Annotated in this window: 23 protein-coding genes; 1 reads left to right on the top strand and 22 read right to left on the bottom strand. The window is 69.3% G+C overall.

Going from position 1 to position 25,874, the window contains the following annotated elements:
* The first annotated feature begins 159 nt into the window (after positions 1 to 159).
* The gene (locus ACFVTC_RS37540; protein WP_390133457.1) at positions 160 to 1,998 is read left to right on the top strand and encodes a glycosyl hydrolase family 18 protein; all 1,839 of its coding nucleotides are present in this window, start codon (positions 160 to 162) and stop codon (positions 1,996 to 1,998) included.
* Between the two features lie 90 nt (positions 1,999 to 2,088).
* Here the strand turns inward: ACFVTC_RS37540 and ACFVTC_RS37535 are convergent, their stop codons facing one another.
* The 22 genes from ACFVTC_RS37535 to thrC all read right to left on the bottom strand — a co-directional run bounded on the left by ACFVTC_RS37535 (position 2,089) and on the right by thrC (position 25,874).
* On the bottom strand, positions 2,089 to 2,535 hold the full coding sequence (locus ACFVTC_RS37535) for a DUF2550 domain-containing protein (RefSeq protein WP_153288573.1): 447 nt from the start codon (positions 2,533 to 2,535) through the stop codon (positions 2,089 to 2,091).
* A 161-nt stretch (positions 2,536 to 2,696) separates the two neighbouring features.
* A complete protein-coding gene (locus tag ACFVTC_RS37530; RefSeq protein WP_054233220.1) occupies positions 2,697 to 3,071 on the bottom strand; it encodes a F0F1 ATP synthase subunit epsilon in 375 nt (124 codons plus the stop codon).
* Between the two features lie 130 nt (positions 3,072 to 3,201).
* Positions 3,202 to 4,638, bottom strand: a complete 1,437-nt coding sequence (gene atpD, locus ACFVTC_RS37525; protein WP_390133454.1) for a F0F1 ATP synthase subunit beta — start codon at positions 4,636 to 4,638, stop codon at positions 3,202 to 3,204.
* The gene (locus tag ACFVTC_RS37520) at positions 4,638 to 5,555 is read right to left on the bottom strand and encodes a F0F1 ATP synthase subunit gamma (RefSeq protein WP_329527421.1); all 918 of its coding nucleotides are present in this window, start codon (positions 5,553 to 5,555) and stop codon (positions 4,638 to 4,640) included. Before ACFVTC_RS37520 ends, atpD begins: the two co-directional genes overlap by 1 nt.
* A gap of 21 nt (positions 5,556 to 5,576) precedes the next feature.
* The gene (atpA, locus tag ACFVTC_RS37515) at positions 5,577 to 7,166 is read right to left on the bottom strand and encodes a F0F1 ATP synthase subunit alpha (protein WP_390133452.1); all 1,590 of its coding nucleotides are present in this window, start codon (positions 7,164 to 7,166) and stop codon (positions 5,577 to 5,579) included.
* Between the two features lie 125 nt (positions 7,167 to 7,291).
* Entirely contained in the window at positions 7,292 to 8,113 is an 822-nt protein-coding gene (locus tag ACFVTC_RS37510; protein ID WP_390133450.1) for a F0F1 ATP synthase subunit delta, read from the bottom strand.
* Entirely contained in the window at positions 8,110 to 8,661 is a 552-nt protein-coding gene (locus tag ACFVTC_RS37505) for a F0F1 ATP synthase subunit B (RefSeq protein ID WP_390133448.1), read from the bottom strand. The genes ACFVTC_RS37510 and ACFVTC_RS37505 overlap by 4 nt, the downstream gene beginning before the upstream one ends.
* 40 nt (positions 8,662 to 8,701) lie before the next feature.
* Complete coding sequence (gene atpE, locus ACFVTC_RS37500; protein WP_031039373.1) at positions 8,702 to 8,932, bottom strand: ATP synthase F0 subunit C; 231 nt, start codon at positions 8,930 to 8,932, stop codon at positions 8,702 to 8,704.
* A 73-nt stretch (positions 8,933 to 9,005) separates the two neighbouring features.
* Positions 9,006 to 9,842 carry a F0F1 ATP synthase subunit A gene (atpB, locus tag ACFVTC_RS37495; RefSeq protein WP_390133559.1) on the bottom strand — a complete coding sequence of 279 codons (837 nt, stop codon included), beginning with the start codon at positions 9,840 to 9,842 and terminating at the stop codon, positions 9,006 to 9,008.
* 210 nt (positions 9,843 to 10,052) lie between these two features.
* A complete protein-coding gene (locus ACFVTC_RS37490) occupies positions 10,053 to 10,490 on the bottom strand; it encodes a hypothetical protein (protein ID WP_390133446.1) in 438 nt (145 codons plus the stop codon).
* A gap of 285 nt (positions 10,491 to 10,775) precedes the next feature.
* Positions 10,776 to 12,143 (bottom strand): MraY family glycosyltransferase, encoded by a 1,368-nt coding sequence (locus tag ACFVTC_RS37485; RefSeq protein WP_390133444.1) that lies wholly within the window; start codon positions 12,141 to 12,143, stop codon positions 10,776 to 10,778.
* Between the two features lie 126 nt (positions 12,144 to 12,269).
* A complete protein-coding gene (glyA, locus tag ACFVTC_RS37480) occupies positions 12,270 to 13,511 on the bottom strand; it encodes a serine hydroxymethyltransferase (RefSeq protein ID WP_390133442.1) in 1,242 nt (413 codons plus the stop codon).
* A 191-nt stretch (positions 13,512 to 13,702) separates the two neighbouring features.
* A complete protein-coding gene (locus ACFVTC_RS37475; RefSeq protein ID WP_390133440.1) occupies positions 13,703 to 14,350 on the bottom strand; it encodes a protein-tyrosine-phosphatase in 648 nt (215 codons plus the stop codon).
* A gap of 52 nt (positions 14,351 to 14,402) precedes the next feature.
* Entirely contained in the window at positions 14,403 to 15,050 is a 648-nt protein-coding gene (locus ACFVTC_RS37470; protein WP_168530259.1) for an L-threonylcarbamoyladenylate synthase, read from the bottom strand.
* 53 nt (positions 15,051 to 15,103) lie between these two features.
* The gene (gene prmC, locus ACFVTC_RS37465; RefSeq protein WP_329290446.1) at positions 15,104 to 15,943 is read right to left on the bottom strand and encodes a peptide chain release factor N(5)-glutamine methyltransferase; all 840 of its coding nucleotides are present in this window, start codon (positions 15,941 to 15,943) and stop codon (positions 15,104 to 15,106) included.
* Between the two features lie 79 nt (positions 15,944 to 16,022).
* Positions 16,023 to 17,099, bottom strand: a complete 1,077-nt coding sequence (gene prfA / locus ACFVTC_RS37460) for a peptide chain release factor 1 (protein ID WP_390133437.1) — start codon at positions 17,097 to 17,099, stop codon at positions 16,023 to 16,025.
* A 173-nt stretch (positions 17,100 to 17,272) separates the two neighbouring features.
* Positions 17,273 to 17,494, bottom strand: coding sequence for a 50S ribosomal protein L31 (gene rpmE / locus ACFVTC_RS37455; protein ID WP_390133435.1), 222 nt, complete (start codon positions 17,492 to 17,494; stop codon positions 17,273 to 17,275).
* A gap of 169 nt (positions 17,495 to 17,663) precedes the next feature.
* Positions 17,664 to 18,803 (bottom strand): LCP family protein, encoded by a 1,140-nt coding sequence (locus ACFVTC_RS37450; RefSeq protein ID WP_390133433.1) that lies wholly within the window; start codon positions 18,801 to 18,803, stop codon positions 17,664 to 17,666.
* 210 nt (positions 18,804 to 19,013) lie between these two features.
* On the bottom strand, positions 19,014 to 20,828 hold the full coding sequence (locus tag ACFVTC_RS37445) for a trypsin-like serine protease (RefSeq protein WP_390133431.1): 1,815 nt from the start codon (positions 20,826 to 20,828) through the stop codon (positions 19,014 to 19,016).
* Between the two features lie 127 nt (positions 20,829 to 20,955).
* Positions 20,956 to 23,046 (bottom strand): transcription termination factor Rho, encoded by a 2,091-nt coding sequence (gene rho, locus ACFVTC_RS37440; RefSeq protein ID WP_390133429.1) that lies wholly within the window; start codon positions 23,044 to 23,046, stop codon positions 20,956 to 20,958.
* Positions 23,047 to 23,434: 388 nt separating this feature from the next.
* A complete protein-coding gene (gene thrB / locus ACFVTC_RS37435) occupies positions 23,435 to 24,364 on the bottom strand; it encodes a homoserine kinase (RefSeq protein ID WP_390133427.1) in 930 nt (309 codons plus the stop codon).
* Positions 24,365 to 24,815: 451 nt separating this feature from the next.
* Positions 24,816 to 25,874, bottom strand: coding sequence for a threonine synthase (thrC, locus tag ACFVTC_RS37430; RefSeq protein ID WP_390133425.1), 1,059 nt, complete (start codon positions 25,872 to 25,874; stop codon positions 24,816 to 24,818).

Here is a 25,874-nt window from a genome sequence, read left to right as displayed (position 1 = left end):
GCTGATCGCCGGGCCCAAGCCACCCTTCCCCCAGGGGAGTTGGGGCTTCGGCACAGTGCCACGTTCACTGGTCCAGACCTATTGACCTATGGTCCAGACCTTTCTATTCTCACCGCACTGCGCTCAGTCATGCCCACGACACCCCCGAGGAGAGGCATCATGCGCTTCCGGCACAGAGCCCGACAGAAAACCGTGGCAGGTCTCACCACCCTGCTCCTCCCCCTCGCCGCCCTCGTCGGCCTCGCGAGCCCCGCCCATGCGGCCGCCTCGGCCACCGCCACCTACACCAAGACCCAGGACTGGGGTACGGGCTTCGGCGGACAGTGGACCGTCAAGAACACCGGCACCACCGCCATCAGCTCCTGGACGATCCAGTGGGACTTCCCCTCCGGGACGTCCGTCACCTCGGCCTGGGACGCGGACGTCACCAGCTCCGGCACCCACTGGACCGCCAAGAACAAGTCCTACAACGGCACCCTCGCCGCAGGCGCCTCCGTCTCCTTCGGCTTCAACGGCGCCGGTTCCGGCTCCCCCTCCAACTGCACTCTGAACGGCGGCAGTTGCGACGGCGGCACCACCGTCCCCGGTGACAACCCGCCCTCCGCGCCCGGCACCCCCACCACCTCCTCCCTCACCGACACCTCGGTGAAGCTCTCCTGGAGCGCGGCCACCGACGACAAGGGCGTCAAGAACTACGACGTCCTGCGCGGCGGCGCCAAGGTCGCCACCGTGACCGGTACGACCTACACGGACACCGGCCTGACCGCCGGCACCGACTACTCGTACACCGTCCAGGCCCGTGACACCACCGACCAGACCGGCCCGGCCAGCGGCGCGGTCTCGGTGCACACCACCGGCGGCACCACCACCCCGCCGCCCACCGGCAAGGCCGTCAAGCTCGGCTACTTCACCGAGTGGGGCATCTACGGCCGCAACTACAACGTCAAGAACCTGGTGACGTCGGGCTCGGCCGCCAAGATCACGCACATCAACTACGCCTTCGGCAACGTCACCAACGGCCAGTGCGCGATCGGCGACTCCTACGCCGACTACGACAAGGCGTTCACCGCCGACCAGTCGGTCAGCGGCGTCGCCGACACCTGGGACCAGCCACTGCGCGGCAACTTCAACCAGCTCCGCGAACTGAAGGCCAAGTACCCGAACATCAAGATCCTCTGGTCCTTCGGCGGCTGGACCTGGTCCGGCGGCTTCGCCCAGGCCGCCGCCAACCCGGCCGCCTTCGCGCAGTCCTGCTACAACCTCGTCGAGGACCCGCGCTGGGCCGACGTCTTCGACGGCATCGACATCGACTGGGAGTACCCGAACGCCTGCGGTCTGTCCTGTGACACCAGCGGCGCCGCGGCCTACAAGAACCTGATGCAGGCCCTGCGCGCCAAGTTCGGCACGGGCAACCTGGTCACCGCGGCCACCACGGCCGACGGCACCTCCGGCGGCAAGATCGACGCCGCCGACTACGCGGGCGCCGCGCAGTACGTCGACTGGTACAACGTGATGACGTACGACTTCTTCGGCGCGTTCGCCGCACAGGGCCCGACCGCCCCGCACTCCCCGCTCACCTCGTACAACGGCATCCCGACGCCCGGCTTCACCACCGCCGACGCGATCGCCAAGTTCAAGTCGAAGGGCGTGCCCGCGAGCAAGCTGCTGATCGGCATCGGCTTCTACGGCCGCGGCTGGACGGGCGTCACCCAGGACGCGCCGGGCGGCACCGCGACCGGACCCGCGCCGGGCACGTACGAGCAGGGCATCGAGGACTACAAGGTCCTCAAGACGTCCTGCCCGGCCACCGGCACGGTCGCCGGAACCGCGTACGCGCACTGCGGCAGCAACTGGTGGAGCTACGACACCCCCGCCACCATCGGCACGAAGATGGCGTGGGCCAGGACCCAGGGTCTGGGCGGCGCGTTCTTCTGGGACTTCAGCGGCGACACCAGCAACGGTGAACTGGTCAGCGCCGTCAACACCGGCCTGAGCTGACCCCTGCACCACCCCGTACAGCCGCCGCGGGCGGACCTCCGGGTCCGTCCGCGGCGGTCTTCCCGGTTCACGGACATCGGCGGGCGAGGGTCAGGCGACGTTCACACGCTGTCCGGGCGGGGCCGCCTCCAGCCACGCGAGGAACCCGGTCAGCGCGTCCTCGCTCATCGCCAGTTCCAGGCGTGTGCCCCGGTGCACACAGGCCAGGATGATCGCGTCGGAGAGCAGCGCGAGCTCCTCCTCACCGTCCGGGGCACGCCGGCCGGCCACCTCGATCGCCGAGCGCTCCAGGACACGGCGCGGGCGGGGGGAGTACGAGAAGACCCGGTACCACTCGATGCGGTCACCGTTGTAGCGGGCGACGCCGTAGCCCCAGCCCTTGCCACTGGTGTCGCTCTTCTCGGGCACGTCCCAGCGCAGGCTGCAGTCGAACGTGCCGCCGGAACGCTGGATGAGCCGGCGGCGGAGGCCGAAGACGAACAGCCCCACCACCACGAGAGCCACTACCAATCCGCACACAGTCAGAGCGAGGACCATCGACACCGACCTCCTCGTCTCCTAGGTAACGGAAAAGAAAAAACCTCCGCATTCGCCTCAGCCGCGGCCGGGGCCGGAATCATCCGGTCCCAGCCGCGGCTGAGGCAAAGCATCACTCGGCACTCCCCCAGTACCCTAAGGGTCCGGGAGGTGCCCCCGGATCAGCGCGCCGACACCGCCCGGAGTCGGACATCCGCCCGACGCTCGGCGGAGGCATCGCCCTCCGCCTTGGCGCGCTCGAGCTCCCGCTCCACGCGCTGGACGTCGATCTCGTCCGACAGCTCGGCGATCTCGGCCAGCAGCGACAGCTTGTTGTCCGCGAACGAGATGAAACCGCCGTGCACCGCGGCGACGACCGTTCCACCATCACTCGTACGGATGGTCACCGGGCCCGACTCCAGCACACCGAGAAGCGGCTGGTGACCGGGCATGACGCCGATGTCGCCGGACGCGGTACGCGCGACGACCAGGGTGGCCTCGCCGGACCAGACACTGCGGTCCGCGGCGACGAGCTCGACATGCAGCTCAGCAGCCAAGGTGGGCTCCTCGGGTCACCACCCGGCCGTTGCCGCCGGGTGTTGGGTCAAAGTCTAATGGGCGTGAGGAGAGGGACGGGACGCACCCCGCGAGGTGCGGCCCCGCCCCCCTCACTCATGAACACGAGGTTCAGGAGACGCCGAGCTCCTTGGCGTTGGCCTTGAGGTCCTCAATGCCACCGCACAGGAAGAACGCCTGCTCCGGGAAGTGGTCGTACTCACCGTCGATGATCGCGTTGAAGGCCACGATCGACTCGTCCAGCGGGACGTCCGACCCGTCGACGCCGGTGAACTGCTTGGCGACGTGGGTGTTCTGGGACAGGAAGCGCTCCACGCGACGGGCACGGTGGACGGTGAGCTTGTCCTCCTCGCCCAGCTCGTCGATACCGAGGATCGCGATGATGTCCTGAAGGTCCTTGTACTTCTGAAGGACCGACTTGACGCGCATCGCGGTCGCGTAGTGGTCCGCGGCGATGTACCGCGGGTCCAGGATGCGGGACGTGGAGTCCAGCGGGTCCACGGCCGGGTAGATGCCCTTCTCGGAGATCGGACGGGAGAGCACCGTCGTCGCGTCGAGGTGGGCGAACGTGGTGGCCGGGGCCGGGTCGGTCAGGTCGTCCGCGGGGACGTAGATCGCCTGCATCGAGGTGATCGAGTGACCGCGGGTCGAGGTGATGCGCTCCTGGAGGAGACCCATCTCGTCGGCCAGGTTCGGCTGGTAGCCCACCGCGGAGGGCATACGGCCGAGCAGGGTCGAGACCTCGGAACCGGCCTGCGTGAAGCGGAAGATGTTGTCGATGAAGAACAGCACGTCCTGCTTCTGCACATCGCGGAAGTACTCCGCCATGGTCAGACCCGCGAGGGCCACGCGCAGACGGGTGCCCGGGGGCTCGTCCATCTGGCCGAAGACGAGGGCGGTCTTGTCGATGACGCCCGAGTCCGACATCTCCTCGATGAGGTCGTTGCCCTCACGGGTGCGCTCACCGACACCGGCGAACACGGAGACACCGTCGTGGTTGTTGGCGACGCGGTAGATCATCTCCTGGATGAGCACCGTCTTGCCGACACCGGCACCACCGAACAGACCGATCTTTCCACCCTTGACGTACGGGGTGAGAAGGTCGATGACCTTGACGCCGGTCTCGAACATCTCGGTCTTCGACTCGAGTTCGTCGAAGCGCGGGGCCTTGCGGTGGATGGACCAGCGCTCGCCCGAGTACTTCTCGTCGCTGTTCAGCACCTCACCGAGGGTGTTGAACACCTTGCCCTTGGTGAAGTCGCCGACCGGGACCGTGATGCCGGTACCGCTGTCGGTGACCGCGGCCTGGCGGACCAGACCGTCGGTGGGCTGCATGGAGATCGTGCGGACCAGGCCGTCACCCAGGTGCTGGGCGACCTCCAGGGTCAGCGTCTTCTTCTCGCCGGCGTTGGCCGGGTCGGCCACCTCGACGTGAAGGGCGTTGTAGATGTCCGGCATCGCGTCGACGGGGAACTCCACGTCGACGACCGGGCCGATGACCCGGGCGACGCGGCCCGTGGCAACGGCCGTCTCAGAAGTCGTCGTCATTACTTGTCACTCCCCGCGGTCGCGTCGGCAAGGGCTGCGGAGCCACCGACGATCTCGCTGATTTCCTGGGTGATTTCGGCCTGGCGGGCCGCATTGGCAAGGCGGGAGAGCGTGGTGATCAGGTCTCCCGCGTTGTCGGTCGCCGACTTCATCGCGCGGCGCGTGGCGGCGTGCTTGGAAGCAGCCGACTGGAGCAGCGCGTTGTAGATACGGCTCTCGACGTAGCGCGGCAGCAGGGCGTCGAGGACGTCCTCCGCCGATGGCTCGAACTCGTACAGCGGAAGGATCTCGCCCGTGCTGGACGTCTCCTCCGCAACCTCTTCGAGGCGCAGCGGAAGCAGTCGGCTGTCGATCGCCGTCTGCGTCATCATCGAGACGAACTCGGTGTAGACGATGTGGAGTTCATCCACGCCGCCGTCCGCCGTCTCCTTCTCGATGGCCTCGATGAGCGGACCCGCGACCTTCTTCGCGTCCGCGTAGGTGGGCTCGTCGGTGAAGCCCGACCACGACTCCACGACCGTGCGCTCGCGGAAGTGGTAGTGGGCCAGACCGCGGCGGCCGACGATGTACGTGTCGACCTCCTTGCCCTCCGCCGCGAGACGCGCGGTCAGCAGCTCCGCCGCCTTGATGGCGTTGGAGTTGAAGGCGCCGGCCAGTCCGCGGTCGCTCGTGAGGAGCAGCACCGCGGAACGGGTCGCCGTCTCCGCCTCGGTGGTCAGCGGGTGCTTGGTGTTCGAACCGGTACCGACCGCCGTGACCGCGCGGGTGAGCTCGGTCGCGTACGGCGCGGAGGCCGCCACCTTGCGCTGCGCCTTGACGACACGCGAGGCGGCGATCATCTCCATCGCCTTGGTGATCTTCTTGGTCGCGGTGACGGATCGGATGCGACGCTTGTAGACCCGGAGCTGGGCTCCCATGAGTCAGGTCCCTTCCTTACGTCACTTGGCGGCGGCCGGAGCGTCCTCGCCGAGAAGCTTCCCGTCCGAGGTCTCGAACTGCTTCTTGAAGTCCGCGATGGCGTCCGCGACGGCGGTGAGGGTGTCGTCCGACATCTTGCCGCCCTCCTTGATGGAGGTCATGAGGCCCTGCTCCTTGCGGTGCAGGAACTCCAGGAGCTCCTTCTCGAAGCGGCGGATGTCGGTGACCGGTACGTCGTCCATCTTGCCGGTGGTACCGGCCCAGACGGAGACGACCTGGTCCTCGGTCGGCATCGGCTGGTACTGAGACTGCTTGAGCAGCTCGACCAGTCGCTGACCGCGCTCCAGCTGCGACTTCGACGCGGCGTCCAGGTCGGAACCGAAGGCGGCGAACGCCTCCAGCTCACGGTACTGGGCGAGGTCGAGACGGAGCCGGCCGGAGACCTGCTTCATCGCCTTGTGCTGGGCGGAGCCACCGACGCGGGAGACCGAGATACCGACGTTCAGGGCCGGACGCTGGCCGGCGTTGAACAGGTCGGACTCCAGGAAGCACTGGCCGTCGGTGATGGAGATGACGTTGGTCGGGATGAACGCCGACACGTCGTTCGCCTTGGTCTCGACGATCGGCAGACCCGTCATCGAACCGGCGCCCATCTCGTCGGAGAGCTTCGCGCAGCGCTCCAGCAGACGGGAGTGCAGGTAGAAGACGTCACCGGGGTAGGCCTCGCGCCCCGGCGGACGGCGCAGCAGCAGGGACACGGCGCGGTAGGCGTCGGCCTGCTTCGAGAGGTCGTCGAAGATGATGAGGACGTGCTTGCCGTCGTACATCCAGTGCTGGCCGATGGCCGAACCGGTGTACGGCGCCAGGTACTTGAAGCCGGCCGGGTCGGACGCCGGGGCGGCGACGATGGTCGTGTACTCGAGCGCGCCGGCCTCTTCCAGGGCACCTCGCACGGAGGCGATGGTGGAGCCCTTCTGACCGATGGCGACGTAGATGCAGCGGACCTGCTTCTTCGGGTCGCCCGAGCGCCAGTTGTCGCGCTGGTTGATGATCGTGTCGACGGCCAGCGCGGTCTTGCCGGTCTGACGGTCACCGATGATCAGCTGACGCTGGCCACGGCCGACCGGGGTCATCGCGTCGACGGCCTTGTAGCCGGTCTCCATCGGCTCGTGCACCGACTTGCGGACCATGACGCCCGGGGCCTGCAGCTCGAGGGCGCGGCGGCCGGTCGTCTCGATCTCGCCGAGGCCGTCGATCGGGTTGCCGAGCGGGTCGACGACGCGGCCGAGGTAGCCCTCGCCCACGGCGACGGACAGCACCTCACCGGTGCGGTGCACCGGCTGGCCCTCCTCGATACCGCTGAACTCGCCGAGGACGACCGCACCGATCTCGCGCTCTTCCAGGTTCAGCGCGAGACCGAGGGTCCCGTCCTCGAACTTCAGCAGTTCGTTCGCCATCGCCGAGGGAAGACCCTCGATCTTGGCAATACCGTCGCCGGCGACGGTGACCGTACCGACCTCCTCGCGCGAGGCCGCGTCCGGCTGGTACGACTGGACAAAGTTCTCCAGCGCGTCCCGGATCTCCTCCGGCCGGATCGTGAGCTCCGCCATCTGGGTTCCCTGCTCTCCTTGTTGGGCCCGAAGTGTTCTTGGGGGTCTGGGGTCAGCCCCCAGGAATCCTCTGCACGGCCCAACCAGGGCCGTAGGTACAACGTGTTACGCGTATTGAGTTGCTGCTAGCCGGCCATGCGGCGGCCGGCGTCGTCGAGCCGGTCCGCGATGGCGCCGTTGATGACCTCGTCACCGACCTGCACCCGGATCCCGCCGAGGACCTCGGGGTCCACGTCGAGGTTGAGGTGCATCGAGCGGCCGTAGAGCTTCGCCAGAGCGGCGCCGAGGCGCTGCTTCTGGCCGTCGCTCAGCGGCACCGCCGAGGTGACGACGGCGACCATGCGGTCCCGGCGCTCGGCGGCGAGCTTGGACAGGGACTCGAGTCCCGCCTCCAGGCTACGTCCACGCGGCGCGGTCACAAGGCGCGTCACCAGACGCTCGGTGGTCACGTCGGCACGGCCGCCGAGCAGGCTGCGCAGCAGCTCGCTCTTGGCCGCCTTCGAGGCGGCGCGGTCGGTCAGCGCGGCACGCAGCTCGGTGTTCGAGGAGACGATCCGGCCGAACCGGAACAGCTCGTCCTCGACGTCGTCGAGCGTGTTCGCCCGCTGGGCGGCCGTGAGGTCGGCGATGTTCGCCAGTTCCTCCAGCGTGTCCACCAGGTTGCGCGACTGCGACCAGCGCGAGCGCACCAGACCGGCCACCAGGTCCGCGGCCGGACCGCCGACCTGGCCGCCCAGCAGGCGCTGGGCCAGCTCGGCCTTGGCCTCACCGGGCTGCGCCGGGTCGGTCAGGACCCGACGCAGGGACACCTCGCGGTCGAGCAGGGCGGTGACGGCGGCCAGCTCGTCGCCGAGCCGGGTCGCGTCCACGGACGTCGAGTCCGTCAGCGCGTCGAGACGCTCACGGGCTGCAGCGAACGCCTCGCGGCTCGCTCCGTGCGCTGTCATCGAGTCGCCTCGGCCTTCGTGGCGGCCTCATCGAGTCCGTCGAGGAAGCGGTCGATGACGCGGCTCTGCCGGGCGTGGTCCTCGAGGGACTCACCGACGAGCTTGCCGGCCAGGTCGGTGGCGAGCTTGCCCACGTCCTGACGCAGCGCCTGCGAAGCGGCCTTGCGGTCGGCCTCGATCTGCGAGTGACCGGCGGCGATGATCTCCTCACGCTGCCGCTGGCCTTCCGCGCGCATCTCGGCGATGAGCGTGGCGCCCTGCTCCTGCGCCTCCTGGCGCAGCCGCGCGGCCTCGTGCCGGGCCTCGGCGAGCTGGGCCTTGTACTGCTCCAGCACGCTCTGGGCCTCGGTCTGAGCGGCCTCGGCCTTCTCGATACCGCCCTCGATGGCCTCGCGACGCTCGTCCAGAACCTTGTTGATGTTCGGGAGAAGCTTCTTGGCGAGGAAGCCGAAGACGATGACGAAGGCGATCAGGCCGATGACAAGCTCAGGGATCGGCGGAATGAGCGGGTTCTCCTGCTCGGCCGCCAGAATGAGCAGCTGGCTCATATCAGTGCCTTTCGTCTAGTGGGCTGTCGTCGATCCGACGTCACACGCCGTAGACGAACGGCATGACCAGACCGATGAGGGCGAGCGCCTCACAGAAGGCGAAGCCGAGGATCTGGTTGGCGCGGATCAGACCGGCGGCCTCAGGCTGACGGGCGAGCGCCTGGGTGCCGTTACCGAAGATGATGCCGACGCCGACGCCGGGGCCGATGGCCGCGAGGCCGTAACCGATCGAGCCGAGCGAGCCGGAGACAGCGGCAAGGGTCTGGGACATGCCAGTTCTTCCTTTTCTTTACGGACCGGTGGGGGTTGGCCACCGGACGACTGCGGGGTCGAGAAGCGGGCGCTCAGTGGTGCTCGGCCAGCGCGCCCTGGATGAAGGAGCAGGTCAGCAGCACGAACACATACGCCTGCAGGGCCTGGATGAACAGCTCGAAGGCCGTCATGACGATCACCATGATGAACGAGACGCCCGCGTAGGCGATCCCGATGCCGTTCAGCAGGTACCAGCTGGCGATCGTGAACAGCAGCAGCAGGGTGTGGCCGGCGAACATGTTCGCGAAGAGTCGCACCGCGTGCGTGAAGGGCCGGACGATCAGGTTCGAGAAGAACTCGATGACCATGGCCAGCGGCAGCACGGCGCCGAGCGACTTGTCGTATCCCGTGAAGTTCTTGAGGGCGCCGACGAAGCCATGACGCTTGAAGGTCAGCGAGACCCACAGGACGTAGACGATCAGGGCGAGCACCGCGGGGTACGAGATGATCGCGGTGACCGGGAACTGGGCGACCGGCACGATCGACCAGAGGTTCATCATCCAGACGAAGAAGAAGAGCGAGACGACGAGCGGTACGTACTTCTCGCCTTCCTTCTTGCCGATGGTCTCGTAGACGATGCCGCGCCGGACGAAGTCGTAACCCGTCTCGGCGACCATCTGGAGCTTGCCCGGGACGACCTTCGGCTTGCGGAAGGCCGCCCAGAAGAAGGCGACGATGATGATCGAGCCGAGCAGCGCCAGCAGCATCGTCTTGTTGAAGTACAAGTTGCTGTCCCCGTCGCCCAACAGGGGCTTGAACAGGAACGAGTGCAGGCCGGGAGCCGGGAAGCCACAGCCGTCGAAGATGTGGCAGTCGGTCTCGAAGGCGAGCACCTGCGTCGGGTCAGCACTCACCGCGGGCTCCTTCAGCGTGGCGCATAGGTACGGCAACCTCGTTGTGTCGGCGCGGCGCGCAGCCGCGGTTCGGCACTGGACTGGTGTTACGGATGGGAGGGCGGCTGTGGGGCATCAAGCCTCGCGATTGAGCAGGCGTCAGCTCAGATGCCCGCGCCCGCGATGCCGCAGTTGGCACCGGACGATAGCAGGATCTCCTACAGGCACTTATCCCGGCCCTACCCCTCACGACGAGTGCTCCGATTTTTCGGGCTTGTCGCCCTTCGCGGAGTCGGGCTCGACGTAAAGGATCTTGGCGTTCATGTGGGCACGCGCCTGTGCGCCGATCCACGCGAGCGTGGCGGCGACCAGGGTGATCGCGAAGGCTTTGGGGTTGAACAGCGTCGTGTTCTTGAACGCGGCGACGAAGATGAACAGCAGAAGAATCTGTGCCGTGTAGAGCAGGAGGCCCATCGCCTGGAACAGGTGCGGAAGCGATTTGGCGGTGCGCTGCAGAACGTAGAGCCCGATGCCCATGAACAGGATCACGACCAGCGTCGCGACGACCGCCCCGAGCGCTCCCTTGCCGCCCGCGACCACACCGCTGACCACGGCGGCGATCGCGCCGACGGCAGCTGTGGGCACGGCGGCCTGAAGGAGAATCCGGGCGTCATTGGACGGCATGGCGGCAACTCCGCTTGCTAAGGGGGGCAGGGTGTCGTCATGGACGAGCGTAGTCCCGGGTCGAGAGAGATCCTCACGCCAAGGGGCCGTCTCACGACGGCCCTTCGGCTCCACCCCGGGTTCTCGTGAACCGTATCACAAACTATTTGATGCGGTCTTTACCTAGATGGTGTGCTCGCTGTCACACATGAGAGTGAACCTGCGCGTCTGTGCAAAATAACGGGCAACTTGTCTGGTATTGGAGCGGTTTGCCGCTGGCGGCTCTTGCAAAATTCTTACTTTGCGTCAGCGTGAACTTTCGGCCCCGGGCCGGTCCAGGACCCGCGCACGAGTGCCAATCGCCGTCGCCCCGTTGACTCCTGAGACTCCGACAACGACCGGGGAACGCTGTTCGTCGTCGATGTCCTCCCGCTCCCCCGCGGCCCCTGCGCCCTGCGCGGACGCCTCCTCACCACCGTCGGCCGAAAGCGCCGAGGCGGCGGCACGGCGACGCCGGTAGCGCGGCGGTACGAGGTGCTCGGCCCAGCGCGGAGCGCGCGGGGTGAAGCGCGGCAGCAGGAGCAGCACGAGACCGACCGCGCTGAAGGCGGCGATGCCGAGCACGCTCCACATGGCTCCGGAGTTCACCGAGTAGGCGAGGGCGCCGAAGGCGATGAGCGCCGACCAGAAGTACATGATCAGCACGGCCCTGCTGTGCGAGTGGCCGACCTCCAGCAGTCGGTGGTGCAGGTGCCCGCGGTCGGCGGCGAACGGCGACTGTCCGCGCCAGGTGCGCCGCACGATGGCGAGCACGAGGTCGGCGGCCGGGATGGCGATGATCGTCAGCGGCAGCAGCAGCGGGATGAAGACGGGCACCGTCTGGTGAACGGTGTTGCGCGGGGAACCGGTGAAGAGGTTCATCACGTCGGGGTCGATCTGCCCCGTGATGGAGATCGCGCCGGCCGCCAGCACCAGCCCGATCAGCATCGAGCCGGAGTCCCCCATGAAGATCCGCGCCGGGTGCATGTTGTGCGGAAGGAAGCCCAGGCACATGCCCATCAGGATCGCCGCGAACAGCGTCGCCGGGGCGGCGGCCTCGATGCCGTAGCTGTACCAGATGCGGTAGGCGTACAGGAAGAACGCGGCGGAGGCGATGCACACCACGCCGGCGGCGAGCCCGTCGAGCCCGTCGACGAAGTTCACGGCGTTGATCGTAATGACCACCAGCGCGACCGTCAGCAGCGTGCCCTGCCACTGGGTGAGGGCCACCAGGCCGACACCGGGGATCGGCAGCCACAGGATCGTCAGACCCTGCATGACCATCACACCCGCGGCGATCATCTGACCGCCCAGCTTGATCAGGGCGTCGATCTCGAACTTGTCGTCCAGCACGCCGATCAGCCAGATCAGCGCCGCCCCGGAGAGCAGCGCGCGCGGCTCGTTGGAGTTGGAGAAGACCGCGTTGAGGTTCGTCAGGTGGTCGGCGACCAGCAGTCCGGCGCACAGACCGAAGAACATCGCGATACCGCCGAGCCGCGGTGTGGGTTCCCGGTGCACGTCCCGCGCCCGGATCTGCGGCATGGCCCCGGCCACGATCGCGAACTTCCGTACCGGCCCGGTCAGCAGATACGTCACCGCGGCCGTGACACAGAGTGTCAGCAGATATTCACGCACGGGCTTCCCCACAGGTCTCGCTGGCCATCTCAGCCCCACACCCTAGCGATGCGCGCATACGGTTGAGGACTTCCGGGTAGCGACGATGGTTGCACGAGTGGCTGTGCACACGAGTGCGTGTACCCCTCAGAGGTCCGGATAGGGCGGAAATCTTCCGGTGAGCTCCCGCACTTCTTCACGCGCGGTCCTGCTGTCCTTCCCGCCTCGCAGCACCGCCGCGAACACCGCCGCGACCTGCGCCATCTCCCTCTCACCCATGCCCTGCGTGGTCATCGCCGCGGTGCCCAGCCGCAGGCCCCGCGTCTCCCCGTGAGGCAGCGCACAGGTGTCGAGGACCATTCCGGCGGCGGCGAGCCGGCCGCGCGCGGTGCGTCCGTCGAGGCCGAACGGCGCCGGGTCGGCGGTCAGCATGTGGGTGTCGGTGCCGCCCGTGGTCAGGGCGAGTCCCTCGGCGGCCAGCCGCTCGCCCAGCGCCCGCGCGTTGGCGACCACCTGATGCGCGTACGCCGTGAACGCGGGCGTCTCCGCCTCGCCGAACGCGACGGCCTTGGCGGCGATCGTGTGCATCTGCGCACCGCCCTGGGTGAACGGGAAGACGGCGCGGTCGACGCGCTCGGCCAGTTCCGCGCCGCACAGGATCATGCCGCCGCGTGGCCCGCGCAGCACCTTGTGGGTCGTCGCGCAGACCACGTCGGCGTACGGTACCGGGCTGGGCGCGGCTCCCCCGGCGACCAGCCCGATGGGGTGGGCGGCGTCGGCGATGAGGTAGGCGCCGGCCTCGTCGGCGATCTCCCGGAAGAGCGCGTAGTCGATGTGCCGGGGATAGGAGATGGAGCCGCAGACGATGGCCTTGGGGCGATGCGTCCGGGCCAGCGCCCGCACCTGCTCGTAGTCGATCCGCCCGGTCCGCGGCTCCACGCCGTAGCCGACGAAGTCGAACCAGCGGCCGGAGAAGTTCGCCGGCGACCCGTGCGTGAGGTGACCGCCGAAGGGCAGTCCCATGGCGAGCACGGTGTCGCCGGGGCGCAGCAGGGCGGCGTACGTGGCCAGCACGGCCGAGGATCCGGAGTGGGACTGCACATTCGCGTGATCGGCGCCGAACAGGGCCCTGGCGCGCTCCACGGCCACCCGCTCGGCGACGTCGACGATCTCGCAGCCGCCGTGGTGACGGGCGCCGGGGTACCCCTCGGCGTACTTGTTGGCGAGTGGCGAGCCGAGGGCGGCCAGCACGGCCGGCGAGGTGAAGTTCTCGGCCGCGATCAGCTGCAACGTCGTCGACTGCCGCACCAGCTCCCCGAGCAGGATCTCGGCGAGTTCCGGGTCCTGTCTGCGCAGGACATCCGCTTCCAGCGTGTGTGTGACCGGCATGGTGGTCTCCGGACCTCGGCAGGGGGTGCGCCACGTCCTGGGCGGCGAGATGCGCTACGTCCAATGTAGAACCGCGGCCCCGCGGGCGCCCGGTCTCGCCCGGACCCGTACCCCGGCGGCGCCGCGCGGACCGGCCGGCGCCCGCGCCCCACGCCCACGCGCGGGCCCCGCCTGACACGGGCGCGCCCGCTTCAGGCGCTCGCCCGCACGCCCGTCAGCGCCGTCACGACCGGGTCGAGCGCCTCGTTGATCTCGTCCCCGATGGACCGGAAGAACGGCAGCGGCGCACCGTAGGGGTCGTACACCTCGTCCGCCTCCGCCGTCGGGGCCAGCAGCCACCCGCGCAGCGCCGCCGCGGCCCGCACCAGGGCGCGGGCGCGTTCGACCACGCCGTCCTCCAGCGGGGGCAGCGTCGCCGTGTCTATGGCCCGTACGAGGCGGGTGAACTCCTTCAGAGTGAAAGTGCGCAGACCCGCCGAGTGGCCCATGGAGATGACCTGGGCACGGTGGTCGCGGGTGGCCGTCAGCACCAGGTCGGCCCTGATGACGTGGTCGTCGAGGAGCTCGCGGCCGACGAAGCCCGTGGCGTCCGCGCCGAAGTCCGCGAGGACGGTCTCGGCGTTGGCCTCCATGGGCGCGCCCTCGTGGCCCCAGGTGCCCGCGCTCTCCACGATCAGGCCGCCCCACAGGGGGTCGCCGAGCCGGTCCGCGAGGGCATGACGGGTCAGCCGCTCGGTGATGGGCGAGCGGCACACGTTGCCGGTGCTGACGTGGAGGATGCGGAAGGACCCCCCGGGAGCACCGTTGGACCCCGCGCTCCCCGTGCCTATGCCACGCATGGGGGTGCCCCCTGGTCGAGGGGGCCCGGGAGCCTGGGGGCGTCAGGGGCTGTCAATTCGCCACCTCGAGGTCGGGTACGACCTTCCGCAGCTCCTCCGCCGACAGCGCCCCGGCGCGCAGCAGCACGGGCACCTTGCCCGTCACGTCCACGATCGAGGAGGGCACGTTGCCGGGGGTCGGACCGCCGTCCAGGTAGACGGAGACGGAGTCCCCGAGCATCTCCTGCGCGGCGTCGCAGTCCTCCGGCGCCGGGTGGCCGGTGAGGTTCGCGGAGGAGACGGCCATCGGGCCGACCTCCGTGAGCAGTTCGATGGCGACCGGGTGCAGCGGCATGCGCACGGCCACCGTGCCCCGGGTGTCCCCGAGGTCCCACTGCAGGGACGGCTGGTGCCTGGCGACGAGCGTCAGGGCGCCCGGCCAGAACGCGTCGACGAGCTCCCAGGCCATCTCGGAGAAGTCCGTGACGAGCCCGTGCAGGGTGTTCGGGGAGCCGATGAGGACAGGGGTGGGCATGTTGCGGCCGCGGCCCTTGGCGTCGAGCAGATCGGCGACGGCCTCCGAGGTGAACGCGTCGGCACCGATGCCGTAGACGGTGTCCGTCGGGAGGACCACCAGCTCGCCACGGCGGACGGCGGACGCGGCCTCACGCAGACCGGTCGTGCGGTCGGTCGCGTCGTTGGTGTCGTATCGCCGTGCCATTTAGCGGGCCTCCTCGTACACGTACTGCTGGCTGGGGAACGGGATGCGCGTCATCACGGCATCGCCTTGCGGGCGGTCGCGAACCGCGGCCGGTTGTTGAGGTCCGGGTGGTCGGCCGCGTCGGCCCAGCCCCGCTCCTCGGTGAAGATCCACGGCACCTGTCCGCCCTGGGTGTCGGCGTGCTCGATGACGACGACGCCGCCGGGGCGCAGCAGCCGGTGCGCGGTGCGCTCGATGCCGCGGATGAGGTCGAGTCCGTCCTCGCCGGAGAACAGGGCGAGTTCGGGATCGTGGTCCCGGGCCTCCGGCGCCACGTACTCCCACTCGGTGAGCGGGATGTACGGCGGGTTGGAGATCACCAGGTCCACCTGCCCGTCGAGGTCGCGGAAGGCCTCCAGGGCGTCTCCCTGGCGCAGGTCGACCCTGGACCCCTCGACGTTCTTGCGCGTCCACCGCAGGGCGTCCTCGGACAGCTCCACGGCGTGCACGCGGGAGCGCGGGACCTCCTGCGCGAGGGCGAGCGCGATGGCGCCCGAGCCGGTGCAGAGGTCGACGATCAGTGGTTCGACGACGTCCATCGCGCGGACGGCGTCTATGGCCCAGCCGACCACCGACTCGGTCTCCGGGCGGGGCACGAAGACGCCGGGGCCGACCTGGAGCTCCAGGTAGCGGAAATAGGCGTGCCCGGTGATGTGCTGGAGCGGCTCGCGGGCCTCCCGGCGCGCGATCACCTCCCAGTAGCGGGCGTCGAAGTCCGCGTCCTTGACGGTGTGCAGCTCGCCCCGCTTCACGCCGTGCACGAAGGCGGCGAGCTCCTCCGCGTCGTTGCGCGGTGAGGGCACGCCGGCGTCGGCCAGCCGCTGGGTGGCCTGGGCCACTTCCGCGAGCAGCACGCCGCGGGGGTTTGGGGGTCGCCCCCCAAGATGTTGCTGCACGCTGGTCCTCCGGGGCTGGGCTGTTGTCGTGAGCTTCTTACGCGGCGGCGAGTTTGGCCGCCGAGTCCGCGTCGACGCAGGCCTGGATCATCGCGTCGAGGTCGCCGTCGAGGACCTGGTCCAAGTTGTACGCCTTGAATCCGACGCGGTGGTCCGAGATGCGGTTCTCCGGGAAGTTGTACGTACGGATCTTCTCGGAGCGGTCGACGGTACGGACCTGGCTGCGGCGGGCGTCCGCGGCCTCCCGTTCCGCTTCCTCCTGCGCCGCCGCGAGGAGCCTGGAGCGCAGGATACGCATCGCCTGCTCCTTGTTCTGCAGCTGGCTCTTCTCGTTCTGGCAGGAGGCGACGACTCCGGTGGGAATGTGCGTGATGCGCACCGCGGAGTCGGTCGTGTTCACGGACTGTCCGCCGGGTCCGGAGGAGCGGTAGACGTCGATGCGCAGATCGTTCGCGTGGATCTCGACGTCGACCTCCTCGGCCTCCGGCGTGACCAGCACGCCGGCCGCGGAGGTGTGGATGCGGCCCTGCGACTCGGTGGACGGCACGCGCTGCACGCGGTGCACGCCTCCCTCGTACTTCAGGCGCGCCCAGACGCCCTGTCCCGGCTCGGTGGCGCCCTGGCCGCCCTTGGTCTTCACCGCGACCTGGACGTCCTTGTAGCCGCCGAGCTCGGACTCGGTGGAGTCGATGATCTCGGTCTTCCAGCCGACGCGCTCGGCGTACCGCAGGTACATGCGCAGCAGGTCGCCGGCGAAGAGGGCGGACTCGTCGCCGCCGGCGCCCGCCTTGATCTCCAGGATGACGTCCTTGTCGTCGCTGGGGTCGCGCGGGACCAGCAGCAGCCGGAGCTTCTCGGTGAGCTCCCCGCGCTGCTTCTCCAGGTCCTTGACCTCGGCGGCGAAGTCGGGGTCGTCGGCCGCGAACTCCTTCGCGGTCCCGATGTCGTCCCCGGTCTGCTTCCAGGAGCGGTACGTCGCGACGATCGGGGTCAGCTCGGCGTAGCGCTTGTTCAGCTTGCGCGCGTTGGCCTGGTCGGCGTGGACCGACGGGTCAGCGAGCTTCTTCTCCAGATCGGCGTGTTCACCGATGAGTTCCTCGACCGCCTCGAACATCTCCGGCTCCAATGGACTGTCCCCCGCTCCGTGACGGGCTCGGGGACGTAGGTACGGCGTGGGGGTCCCCCGGTCCGGACGGGGTCCGGGCCCCGGGGGAAGGGGCTGCACCGCAAAGCGCCGGTCCCGGCGCCCCCGTGCCGGGGACGCCGGAGACCGGCGCTGTGGGCTCGCTACTTCTTGGCAGCGGCAGCCTTGCCGAAGCGGGCCTCGAAGCGGGCCACGCGGCCACCGGTGTCGAGGATCTTCTGCTTGCCCGTGTAGAACGGGTGGCACTCGGAGCAGACCTCGGCACGAATGGCGCCGGACTCGATCGTGCTGCGGGTGATGAACGACGCGCCACAGGTGCAGCTGACCTGCGTCTCGACGTACTCGGGGTGGATCTCGCGCTTCAAGGTGTCTCCTAGTTTCGGGAGGGCGCCGGGTCGCCGCCGCGGGATGCGGGAGCGTGAACCGGAGCCGACGTACCAGTCTGCCAGGACTGGGCGCATCCCCCAAAACCGGGGGGACGGATCATCTATTCCCGGGCAGGTGTACGGGCCGCTCAGGGCCTGTGCACGGGGCTCACGAGGCGTTCACTACGCCCTTCGCGGTGCCCGTGGCGGTGCCCTCGGTGGCCGCCCTCGGAATCGCCCGGTCGTCCTTGAGGGCGTTCCAGACCGTCTTGGCCTTGGCCTCGTCGACCAGGACGCGGTTGGCGTCCGCGCTGTCGTACTGGACGGGCATCGTCACCATGTTCATGTGCGACGAGCCGATGCCCTTGAGGCCGTCGGCGAAGGACGCGAGGTCCTTGACCGAACCGATGTCGGAGTCGGTGGTGACGGTCTTGGTCGCGGTGTCGGCGAGCTGGTAGAGCTTCGTGGGGCTGGTGAGGACGCCGAGGTGCTTGACCTGGTCGACCAGGGCCTTGATGAACGCCTGCTGGAGCTGGATGCGGCCGAGGTCCGAGCCGTCACCGACGCCGTGCCGGGTGCGGACCAGACCGAGCGCCTGCCGTCCGTCGAGCGTGTGCGGGCCGGCGGTGAGGTTCAGGTGGCTGTCGGGGTCCTTGATGTCCTTGGTCGTGGTGACCGAGACACCGCCCAGATCGTCGATGAGCTTCTGGAAGCCGCTGAAGTCGACCTCGACGTAGTGGTCCATGCGGATACCGGACAGGGACTCGACGGTCTTCACGGCGCAGGTGGCGCCACCGGTGGAGTACGCGGAGTTGAACATGACGCCGGTCGCGGCGTCGTGGGTGACACCCTTGGCGTCCGTGCAGGAGGGGCGCCTGACGAGGGTGTCGCGGGGTATGGAGACCACGCTGGCCTTCTTGTGGCCCTCGTACACGTGCACGACCATCGCCGTGTCCGAGCGGGCGCTGCCGTCGTCGACGCCGCCGCCGAGCTTCTCGTTGCCGCCGGACCGCGTGTCGGACCCCAGCACCAGGATGTTCTCGGAGCCGTTGTCGGCCTTCAGGGGCCGGTCCGAACCGAGGGCCTGGTTGATGTCGACGGTCTTGAGGTTGTCGTTGAGCTTGAAGTAGAGGATCCCGACACCCGTGCCGCCCAGCACGACGATGCCCGCCGCGGTCCAGGCCGTGATGAGCAGCGCCTTGCGTCGCGTTCCCCGCGGCTTGCGGCGGCTGCCCTTCGCACCGCGGCGCGGACGGCTCGTGCCGGACTCGCCCGGTGTCCCGGGTCCCGGCGTGCTCTCGGCAGGCATGTGCTCCCTCAGTCCTCGTACTGTCGGTTACCCCTGTCTGTCAGGGCCAGGCCCGTCTGCGGTCGTGACACGTGCTTCTCCATGGTCACTCCGTACCGTCAGACGGGGAAACTCGGCAAAGGGTTGCACAACGCGATGTGCCCACCGCCGACCGCGATGGGCACATCGAATGCTCGGCGCGTCCGGACGGAAACGCGCTCACCTGCTCTTTCAGCCGAAGATGTCGTACTGCCCGAAATCGGTACCGATCTTGATCCTTGTGGCGAAGATCTCGCTGGTGGCCTTGCCGGTACCCGGGTACAGATACAGCGTGCCGCCGGGCGTACGGGCCAGGAAGTCGGCCCTGCCGTCGCCGGTCACGTCACCCGGGGCGTCGAAGGCGTTGTACCCGCCCCAGGTGCGCACCTTGACGCGGGCCGAGAACGCCCCGCTGCCCGCCTTGCCGGTGCCCTTGTAGAGGTATACGTACGAGCCGCTCGCGCTGCGCGCGATCAGGTCGGCCTTGCCGTCCCCGGTGAAGTCACCGTGCGCGCGCAGGGAGTTGTACTGGTTCCAGCCGGAGCCGACCGCGACGCGGGCCGAGAAGGTGCCGTTGCCCTTGCCCGGGTAGATCCACAGGACGCCGCCGGAGTCGACGGAGAGCAGGTCGGGCAGGGCGTCAGCGGTGACGTCGCCGGGGGCGACGACGCGGGTGCGGGTCTTCCAGTTCGTGAAGATCTTCGTGTCGGCCCACTTCTCCGTGGACGGCAGGAAGTGCCACCAGTGGATGTCACCGCTGGAGCTGCGGCGCTCCACGATGTCCTGGTAGCCGTCACGGTCGAGGTCGGCCTGCAGGACCACGTTCGACGTGCTCCAGGAGCCCCACGACTGCCGGGCCCCCAGCGAGGTGCCCTTGGAGTCCTTCTCGTACAGCGTCTTGGTGGACGCCTGGCGGACGAACAGGTCCGCCCTGTGGTCACCGCTCAGGTTCGTGTCGTCGACGCGCGGGAGGGCCGCGCCGACATAGGTGCTGACCTTGCTGAAGACGCTGTACGCGCCCTTCTTCACGCAGTCCGCCACGCCCCAGGAGACGACGCCCACGATGCGGCCGCCCACGATCAGCGGGCCGCCGGAGTCACCGTTGCAGGCCGAGGTGGTGCCGGCGTCGCCGCCGGTCGCCGGGTCGCCCGCGCAGACCATGTGACCCTTGACGAAGTCCGTGCCGTAGTAGCGGCCGCACGTGGTGTCGGACTGGAGGGGCAGCGTGGCCGTCTTGAGGTTCTCGGCGATGTCCTGCGTGGTGGAGGTGGTGCGGCCCCAGCCGTAGAGCGTGGCCTTGGTGCCGGACGCGTACGAGGCGGTGTCGCCCGACGTCGTCATCCGGATCGGCTTGGCCTTGACCGGACCCGGCAGCGTGAGCACCGCGATGTCGTTGTCGATGGCCGACGCGCTGTACGAGGGGTGGTTCCACTGCCGCCAGACACCCGAGACGGTACCGCCGTGCAGGTTCGTACCGCCGTCCGAGGGCAGCTGGCCGGTGCCGGTCAGGACGGCCCCGTGGGCCTTCCAGTCGAAGCCCTTGACGCAGTGCGCGGCGGTGAGGATCTTCGTCGGAGCCACCACCGCGCCACCGCAGAAGAACCCGGTGTCGTCGCTGGTGCTGCTCGTGCCCTTGTCGTCCGTGTACCAGAGCTGAGCCATCCACGGAGCCGTGGTGATGGTCGTCGTGGTACCGCCGATGATCTTCGGATCGACGGAGCCGGTACCCGCGCTCCTGCCGACGCTCGTGCCGGTGCCCGCGTCTCGCGAGGGCTTCGGGGTCGACGCGACCGCCGTGCCGTCACTGGCGACGGCGGCGGCGATCCTCTTCTCCAGCGTGGCGAGGCCGGGCGACGGGTGGCCGGGCCTGGCCGTCGGCGCCGACTGCGGCGTGGCTGCGTTCGCGGACGACATCAGCAGCGCGCCGCCGACGGCGGCCGCCAGGGTCGCGGCGGCGACGGGAACGGCGATGCGTATCCGGCGTCTGTGACGACCACGCCCGGACAAGGATGGATCCACTCAAGTCCCCCCTGAGACCTATCTGTTGCGAGAAGGCGCGATCGTACACGCGTGCCAGACAGCACAAAGGGCCGCCCCCGGATCGGGAGCGGCCCTCGGTCTCAGTCGTGCAGGGTCAGTCGTTGCCGTTGCCCGGCGACGGCGTCGTCTTCTGGATCTGCAGAAGGAACTCCGCGTTCGACTTCGTCTGCTTCATCTTGTCGAGCAGCAGCTCGATCGCCTGCTGCTGGTCGAGCGCGTGGAGCACGCGACGCAGCTTCCAGGTGATGGCGAGCTCGTCGGCGCCGAGCAGCAGCTCTTCCTTACGGGTACCGGACGCGTCCACGTCCACGGCCGGGAAGACACGCTTGTCGGCGAGCTTCCGGTCGAGCTTGAGCTCGGCGTTGCCGGTGCCCTTGAACTCCTCGAAGATGACCTCGTCCATGCGCGAGCCGGTGTCGACGAGCGCGGTGGCCAGGATGGTCAGCGAGCCGCCGTCCTCGATGTTGCGCGCGGCACCGAAGAAGCGCTTCGGCGGGTAGAGCGCGGTCGAGTCGACACCACCGGACAGGATGCGGCCGGAGGCGGGGGCGGCGAGGTTGTACGCACGGCCCAGACGCGTGATCGAGTCGAGCAGCACGACGACGTCGTGACCCAGCTCCACCAGACGCTTGGCACGCTCGATGGCGAGCTCGGCGACCGTGGTGTGGTCCTCGGCCGGACGGTCGAAGGTCGAGGAGATGACCTCGCCCTTGACCGACCGCTGCATGTCGGTGACCTCTTCCGGACGCTCGTCGACCAGGACGACCATCAGGTGGCACTCGGGGTTGTTGTGCGTGATCGCGTTGGCGATCGCCTGCATGATCATGGTCTTGCCGGTCTTCGGCGGGGCCACGATCAGACCGCGCTGGCCCTTGCCGATCGGCGCGACGAGGTCGATGATCCGGGTCGTCAGCACGCCCGGGTCGGTCTCCAGGCGGAGCCGGTCCTGCGGGTACAGCGGCGTCAGCTTGTTGAACTCCGGGCGCCCGCGCCCCGAGTCGGGGGCCATGCCGTTGGTCGAGTCCAGGCGGACCAGCGCGTTGAACTTCTCGCGGCGCTCGCCGTCCTTGGGCTGACGCACGGCGCCGGTGACGTGGTCACCCTTGCGCAGGCCGTTCTTGCGGACCTGGGCCAGCGACACGTACACGTCGTTCGGACCCGGCAGGTAGCCCGAGGTGCGGATGAACGCGTAGTTGTCGAGGATGTCCAGGATGCCCGCGACGGGGATCAGGACGTCGTCGTCCGCGAGCTGCGGCTCGCTGGTCGCGAACTCGTCGCGGCCACGACGGCCACGGCGGTCGCGGTAACGGCCGCGACGGCCGCGACGGCCACCGTCGAAGTCGTCGTCGTCCTGCGGGCCGTTGTCACGCGGCTGACGGTCCTGACGGTCCTGACGACCGCCGCCCTGCTGCTGACGGTCCTGGCGGTCCTGACGCTCCTGGCGCTCCGGGCGCTGCTGTCCGCCGCCGGCCTGGCCCTGCTGCTGCTCGTCGCCCTTGCCGCCCCGACGGTCGCGCTCGCGTCCGCCACGCTCGCGCTCACCGCGCTCACCGCGCTCACCGCGCTCGCCGCGGTCCCGGCGGTCACGGCGGCCCTGGCGGCCGTCGGCGCCGTCGCCGGCGTCACCCTTGGCCTCGCCGGCCGTGTCGGCCTTCGGCTCGCTCTTCGCCTCGACGGCGACCGTCTCGGGGCTGCCCGCCTCGGCGACGGCGCGACGGCGGCGGCGCTCCACGGCGGGGGCGTCGTCCCGCTCGGCCTCGCTCGCGCGGGAGGGGCCTCCGGCGGGCTGGCCGGGGATCTCGATCTGCTGCTGGGCCACGGCCTTCTCGGCGGCCTTCTCGGCCTTCGTCCCGGCCGCGGTGGCCTCGTCGCCGGTACGGGCCTTGGAGGTGGCCCGGCGCTTGGGCTTGGCCTCGGCGGTGGTGTCGGCGGCCTGCGCCGGGGCACCGCCCGCCTGCGCCTCCTTGATGACCTCGATCAGCTGGCTCTTGCGCATCCGCGCGGTGCCCCTGATACCGAGGCCTGACGCGACCTGCTGAAGCTCGGCCAGCACCATGCCGTCGAGGCCGGTACCGCGGCGCCGCCGGGAGCCGGCACCGGAGGCAGGCGCGGCAGAGGCGTCCGTGGCGGGCGCGGCAGCGGTCTCCTCGACACGCGCGCCCATCAGATCGGTGGTGTCGCTCACGAAGGGTCCTTCCCTGGAGCGGACGTCGGCCTGTCTGGCTCGGCGACCGGTTGTGCTGTCCGGCTTTGGTCCTTGTGGTGTGGACCGCGCCGGGGCGGTGGTCCGCCAAAGCGGCGGAAGACATGTCTGGTGATGACGATTCCGGAGCCGTGGCACTGAATTGCGGTGTCATCGGCACGGTCACGCCGGTTCCGGAGCGTGCTCAGCACTGCTCAGCGCATAGCACCCAATGCATGGCACAAAGCAGTTTGGGAGGCTCCCGGAAGAAAGGTTGTCCCGGACGGGGACACGATGCACCTCGCCATGGTGGGGTCGGGTGCAGACTTGAGGTTAACACTACCGGATCCAACAAACATTCCCCCTCTCGAAATCCGGCAACCGCGCGCTTTTAATGGACGCCCGTGGGCGCGAGAGGCAGCACGCTCGCCCCCGTGCCGTCGAGGTCCAGTCGATTGGCGGCCCAGCCCTGACCTGCGAGGTCAGCGACTTTGTCGGCCGATTCGCCGTCGGCGAGCGCGAGGACCGTGGGGCCCGCGCCGGAGATCACCGCGGGAACGCCGTCGGCCCGCAGCCGCTCCACCAGTGCGGCGCTCTCCGGCATCGCCGGGGCGCGGTACTCCTGGTGCAGACGGTCCTCGGTGGCGGGCAGCAGCAGCTCGGGGCGCCTGGTGAGGGCCTCGACGAGCAGTGCGGCGCGGCCCGCGTTCGTGGCGGCGTCGACGTGCGGGACGGTGCGTGGCAGCAGACCGCGCGCGGTCTCGGTGAGCACCGGCTTTCCCGGCACGAAAACCACCGGAACGATGGAATCGGCGGGTTCCATCCGGATCGCCCGCGCGGCTCCGGCCTCCATCCAGGAGAGCGTGAAACCACCGAGCAGACAGGCCGCGACATTGTCGGGATGCCCTTCGATCTCGGTGGCGAGTTCCAGCAGCGCGGAGTCGTCGAGCCTGCTGTCGCCGCCTATGGTCACGGCACGCGCGGCGACGATTCCGGCGCAGATGGCGGCCGAGGAGGAACCGAGACCCCGTCCGTGCGGAATGCGGTTGGCGCAGACGATCTCGAGGCCGCGCGGCTGTCCGCCCAGCAGATCGAAGGCGGTGCGCAGGGAACGTACGAGGAGGTGGCTCTCGTCGCGCGGCAGCGTCTCGCTGCCCTCCCCGGCGATGTCGATGTGCAGCCCGGAGTCGGCCACCCGGACGACCACGTCGTCGTACAGCCCCAGTGACAGGCCGAAGGCGTCGAAGCCCGGCCCGAGATTGGCGCTGGTGGCGGGGACGCGCACCCGGACGGCGGCGGCGCGGAACGCTGGACCGGCCATCGCTCGATGACTCTCCTTGAGCTGCGTGATGTGCGAGATTCTCGATGAACTGCGAGGAACTGCGGTGACTGGTGCGAGGAACTGCGGTGAACTGCTGCGAGGAACTGCGACGGATTGCCATGCCTACGAAAGGACCCGGAGGCCGCAAGGACGGCGCGGCACCGCGGCATATGCGGCGGGCGGGTTCGGTACAGCCTATCGAAGGAAGGTTCTGTGGCGACATAGGGCGCACAGGAGGCGCACGATGCGTGTCGTAAGCCCCCTGTGCACCCCCCGCCGGATCACGTCGGGGCCGGTCGCGACGGGTGCCGCTTTCCGCCGCTTTCCGGCACTTTCCACCCGGCACCGAAGGCCGCCGACGCGGCCCGGCGCGCTCCCGGAGTCCCCGCGACCCCCGGGGACTCCGGTCGGGGACTCCCACGGGGCGGCGGCGGGTTCGCGCCAGGCGGCTTTACGCCAGCCCGAGCCGCTCCGCCGCCGTGGCCGCGTCCACCGGGACGGTGACGGGCTGCGGGGCGCCGGCGACGGCCCAGTCCGGATCCTTGAGCCCGTTTCCGGTGACCGTGCAGACGATCCGCTGGCCGGGGTCGACCTTGCCCTGCTCGGCGGCCTTCAGCAGGCCGGCGACGGACGCGGCGGACGCCGGCTCGACGAAGACGCCCTCCTGCGCGGCCAACAGCCGGTAGGCGCGCAGGATCTCACGGTCCGTCACCTCGTCGATGAAGCCGCCCGACTCGTCCCGCGCGGCCAGCGCGAACTGCCACGAGGCCGGGTTGCCGATGCGGATCGCGGTGGCGATGGTCGAGGGGTCCTTGACCACCTCACCGCGCACGATGGGCGCGGAACCGGAGGCCTGGAAACCCCACATGCGCGGGGTCCGCGCGGCGATGCCGTCGGTGGCGTACTCGGTGTAGCCCTTCCAGTACGCCGTGATGTTGCCCGCGTTGCCCACCGGCAGGACATGGATGTCGGGCGCGTCGCCGAGCATGTCCACGATCTCGAACGCCGCGGTCTTCTGGCCCTCGATGCGCACCGGATTGACCGAATTGACCAGCGCCACGGGGTAGTTGTCGGACAGCGAACGCGCGAGCGTCAGGCAGTCGTCGAAGTTCCCGTCGACCTGGAGGATCTTCGCGCCGTGGATGAGGGCCTGCCCCATCTTGCCGAGCGCGATCTTGCCCTGCGGCACGAGGACGGCACAGACCATCCCGGCCCGCACCGCGTAGGCCGCGGCGGAGGCCGAGGTGTTGCCGGTGGAGGCGCAGATGACGGCCTTCGCGCCCTCCTCCTTCGCCCGCGTGATGGCCATGGTCATACCGCGGTCCTTGAAGGACCCGGTCGGATTCGCACCCTCCACCTTGAGGTGGACGTCGCAGCCCGTGCGCTCGGAGAGCACCTGCGCGGGCACGAGCGGCGTACCGCCCTCACGGAGCGTCACGACCGGCGTGTTCTCGGACACCGGAAGCCGGTCCCGGTACTCCTCGATGATTCCGCGCCATTGGTGGGTCAT

The organism is Streptomyces sp. NPDC057950 (genome assembly GCF_042887295.1).
GTDB lineage: Bacteria > Actinomycetota > Actinomycetes > Streptomycetales > Streptomycetaceae > Streptomyces > Streptomyces kaempferi.
The sequence above is the reverse complement of the archived record's forward strand: the minus strand, read 5'-3'. Positions and strand labels throughout refer to the sequence as shown.

What these genes read in the sequence shown, in the direction of transcription:
- ACFVTC_RS37470 (WP_168530259.1), bottom strand. Translation starts at nt 15,050, where the DNA reads ATGGCACGGCGATACGACACCAACGACGCGACCGACCGCACGACCGGT.
- thrB (WP_390133427.1), bottom strand. Translation starts at nt 24,364, where the DNA reads ATGGCCGGTCCAGCGTTCCGCGCCGCCGCCGTCCGGGTGCGCGTCCCC.
- ACFVTC_RS37450 (WP_390133433.1), bottom strand. Translation starts at nt 18,803, where the DNA reads ATGCCTGCCGAGAGCACGCCGGGACCCGGGACACCGGGCGAGTCCGGC.
- glyA (WP_390133442.1), bottom strand. Translation starts at nt 13,511, where the DNA reads ATGCCGGTCACACACACGCTGGAAGCGGATGTCCTGCGCAGACAGGAC.
- ACFVTC_RS37540 (WP_390133457.1), top strand. Translation starts at nt 160, where the DNA reads ATGCGCTTCCGGCACAGAGCCCGACAGAAAACCGTGGCAGGTCTCACC.
- ACFVTC_RS37535 (WP_153288573.1), bottom strand. Translation starts at nt 2,535, where the DNA reads ATGGTCCTCGCTCTGACTGTGTGCGGATTGGTAGTGGCTCTCGTGGTG.
- atpA (WP_390133452.1), bottom strand. Translation starts at nt 7,166, where the DNA reads ATGGCGGAGCTCACGATCCGGCCGGAGGAGATCCGGGACGCGCTGGAG.
- atpE (WP_031039373.1), bottom strand. Translation starts at nt 8,932, where the DNA reads ATGTCCCAGACCCTTGCCGCTGTCTCCGGCTCGCTCGGCTCGATCGGT.
- ACFVTC_RS37505 (WP_390133448.1), bottom strand. Translation starts at nt 8,661, where the DNA reads ATGAGCCAGCTGCTCATTCTGGCGGCCGAGCAGGAGAACCCGCTCATT.
- atpD (WP_390133454.1), bottom strand. Translation starts at nt 4,638, where the DNA reads ATGACGACGACTTCTGAGACGGCCGTTGCCACGGGCCGCGTCGCCCGG.
- ACFVTC_RS37475 (WP_390133440.1), bottom strand. Translation starts at nt 14,350, where the DNA reads ATGCGTGGCATAGGCACGGGGAGCGCGGGGTCCAACGGTGCTCCCGGG.
- prfA (WP_390133437.1), bottom strand. Translation starts at nt 17,099, where the DNA reads ATGTTCGAGGCGGTCGAGGAACTCATCGGTGAACACGCCGATCTGGAG.
- ACFVTC_RS37520 (WP_329527421.1), bottom strand. Translation starts at nt 5,555, where the DNA reads ATGGGAGCCCAGCTCCGGGTCTACAAGCGTCGCATCCGATCCGTCACC.
- ACFVTC_RS37490 (WP_390133446.1), bottom strand. Translation starts at nt 10,490, where the DNA reads ATGCCGTCCAATGACGCCCGGATTCTCCTTCAGGCCGCCGTGCCCACA.
- ACFVTC_RS37510 (WP_390133450.1), bottom strand. Translation starts at nt 8,113, where the DNA reads ATGACAGCGCACGGAGCGAGCCGCGAGGCGTTCGCTGCAGCCCGTGAG.
- thrC (WP_390133425.1), bottom strand. Translation starts at nt 25,874, where the DNA reads ATGACCCACCAATGGCGCGGAATCATCGAGGAGTACCGGGACCGGCTT.